Origin of the sequence: Butyricicoccus sp. (assembly GCF_050872565.1) — a bacterium.
Lineage (GTDB): Bacteria > Bacillota > Clostridia > Oscillospirales > Butyricicoccaceae > Butyricicoccus_A.
This window is the reverse complement of sequence record NZ_JBNMHC010000355.1, coordinates 1-2,258: the sequence shown is the minus strand read 5'-3', so window position 1 is coordinate 2,258 and position 2,258 is coordinate 1. Positions and strand designations below refer to the sequence as shown.

Here is a 2,258-nt window from a genome sequence, read left to right as displayed (position 1 = left end):
TGCGGAAATCGAAGCGATTGGAAAAGCGTGTAAAAAATTGGGCGGCTGGCGGCTGCACAAGTGCGATTTGTATGTGACGCTGGAACCGTGCCCCATGTGCGCCGGTGCGATTATCAATGCGCGGATTCGCACGGTGTATTATGGTGCGGATGATAGCAAGGCAGGTTCCTGCGGCAGTCTCATCAATTTGTTTGATGTCGCGTATAACCATAAACCGGAAATTGTAAAAGGTCTGATGAAAGAGCAGTGCTCGGGAATTTTGACCGATTTCTTTCGGGATTTGCGCAAAAAGCGCAAGGAACAGCGGAAATTGCAGCGGCTTTTGGAACAGGAAAAGCAAGAGGGATAAGAAAAAGAGCTTTCCATTCGGAAAGCCCTTTTTCTCACATCTGCATCAATGCGCCGCAGACGATGGCGGCTGCCAGACAGATAACAGCCAAGATGGAAAACGTCAGCTGTCGGCGGAATTTCACATCGGCTTTTTTCTCGGCTTTTTCTGCATCGATGTCCAGACCCTTGCCCAGCTGCATGGCGCGTCCGTCACGCTTGGCCGTGGAATTTTCATCCAGCTTGTCGGACTCGGCGGCGAGTTTGTTCCAGTCGTGGGTCAGACGGAAATACAAGCCAATCGCGCCAAAAATCAAAAAGCCGACGAGAAACAAAATCATCAGTGTTTTCATACGGATTCCTCCCAAAATAATACGAGAAAATACAGAAAAGCGGATGGAGAATTTCCCCATCCGCTTTGGTGCTTGTTGGAAAGACTTATCCCAGCAGGACAAGAATCAGAGAAACGACAACAAAGACAACGCCAAAGATCTTGGTCAGGTTTGCCAGAATCGCCTCAATGCCGGTTGCCTTGTTGGAACCGAAGAAAGTCTCCTGCTGACCGGACAGAGCGCCGGACATGCCGCGGCTCGGTGCCTTCTGCAGCAGAATGGTAACGATGAGAAACAGGCAAGCGATGACCTGAATCACAGACAGGACAGTAACAACCATGAAAATTCAACCTCCGAAATGATTGTAAAAGCAACGGCAGAACCAAACGCCGTGCCAGATATTTTTAGACAGTAAACTAATCATAGCACATGTCTGATGGATTTTCAAGAAAATTTCTCTTGAGAAGGGAAATTCATTGGTTTGCGATGCGCTGGGTGGTCAGCTTGACGCGGTTTGCCAGCGCGCTGCCGTGCCGATTGGTATAGCAGACACCGGTGTTTACATCCACGATGCACAGACGATTGCTGCACCAGCCATATCCATCTTCCGGCTTCTTGCGTTTTTCTTCGTGCTTGTATTTTTTCAGCTGCTTGAGCACATCCTTGTTCGGTTCACCGTCCGTCAAGACGACCATGCTTAGCATGGAAAAGCTATGGCTGCGTTCGCTCCAAGGAACATACCGCGCTGCCATATCCTCCAAAATATCGCAGTAATAGGCGAGCTGCGCGGCGTCAAATGTGTCGCACACATCGAAATAGCAAAACTCATACGAGATGGCAGATTTTCCGTTGCGGAACAGTAGCGTGGAGTTTTCCTCGATCTGTAAAACGGCGTACAGCGGAAAGGTTCTGTCTTGGTATTCTGCTTGCGGAACCAGATGGAAATGCGGCTGCATATCCTCTTGGAAGGCAGAGAGATAGGCTTGTGCTTTGAGGGATGTCGGCATGAAACCGCCTCCTTTGTTATTCTGCCGGGTACAGACCGGCTTCTGTCATGCGGCGCAGAGCGTCCACAACAACAGGCTTGTCCTCTTTGTAGGTCACGCCGTACCACTGGGCGGAAGTCTGCAAGACCTTGGCGGTAGCTTGACCGTTCTGAATCAGATGATCGACAGCAAACGGCAGATAGTATTCGCCCTTTGCCGGATTTTTCGGAAGCTCTTCCGTCATAAAGGTACGCAGACCGGATTCCAGCTCGTCGAGGAAGGACGGCGTAAAGCCCCACATGTTCATGGAAACCAACGTGCCCTCAGCGATTTCTCCGGCTTCCGGATCGGAAATCACACCGTTTGCATCGCGGGAGATAGCCGTGCGCTCGACAATATCTGCCAGATACCCGTTTGCATCCGCTTCACAGATGCCGCGGGATACCGTGCCGTTTTCGGTCAGCGTGTTTTCTACGCGATAGCCGACCATGCAGTACCGATACTTGTCATCGTCCTGTGCATCCTTCAGATAATCGTACAGGCACTGGAATGCCTCTGCGCCATAGAAATCGTCTGCGTTGATCACAGCGAACGGCTCATTGACGACACCGCG

The 2,258-nt window shown here is 50.9% G+C and carries 4 protein-coding genes and 1 pseudogene; 1 reads left to right on the top strand and 4 read right to left on the bottom strand.

Annotated features, from left to right (window positions below; genetic code table 11):
* The coding region (locus ACR0P9_RS11305) for a nucleoside deaminase (RefSeq protein WP_432620208.1) at nt 1-349 on the top strand (349 nt) is incomplete at its 5' end.
* Nucleotides 350-383: 34 nt separating this feature from the next.
* On the opposite strand, the gene ACR0P9_RS11300 is transcribed toward ACR0P9_RS11305, so the two are convergent.
* From ACR0P9_RS11300 to ACR0P9_RS11285, 4 genes and pseudogenes are all read right to left on the bottom strand, one after another.
* A complete protein-coding gene (locus tag ACR0P9_RS11300) occupies nt 384-680 on the bottom strand; it encodes a hypothetical protein (RefSeq protein ID WP_432620206.1) in 297 nt (98 codons plus the stop codon).
* A gap of 85 nt (nt 681-765) precedes the next feature.
* The gene (secG, locus tag ACR0P9_RS11295; protein WP_432620204.1) at nt 766-999 is read right to left on the bottom strand and encodes a preprotein translocase subunit SecG; all 234 of its coding nucleotides are present in this window, start codon (nt 997-999) and stop codon (nt 766-768) included.
* A gap of 133 nt (nt 1,000-1,132) precedes the next feature.
* Nucleotides 1,133-1,666, bottom strand: coding sequence for a hypothetical protein (locus ACR0P9_RS11290; protein WP_432620202.1), 534 nt, complete (start codon nt 1,664-1,666; stop codon nt 1,133-1,135).
* 16 nt (nt 1,667-1,682) lie between these two features.
* Nucleotides 1,683-2,258 (bottom strand): annotated as a pseudogene (locus ACR0P9_RS11285) (nucleotidyltransferase); the annotation flags it as partial.

What these genes read in the sequence shown, in the direction of transcription:
- secG (WP_432620204.1), bottom strand. Translation starts at nt 999, where the DNA reads ATGGTTGTTACTGTCCTGTCTGTGATTCAGGTCATCGCTTGCCTGTTT.
- ACR0P9_RS11290 (WP_432620202.1), bottom strand. Translation starts at nt 1,666, where the DNA reads ATGCCGACATCCCTCAAAGCACAAGCCTATCTCTCTGCCTTCCAAGAG.
- ACR0P9_RS11300 (WP_432620206.1), bottom strand. Translation starts at nt 680, where the DNA reads ATGAAAACACTGATGATTTTGTTTCTCGTCGGCTTTTTGATTTTTGGC.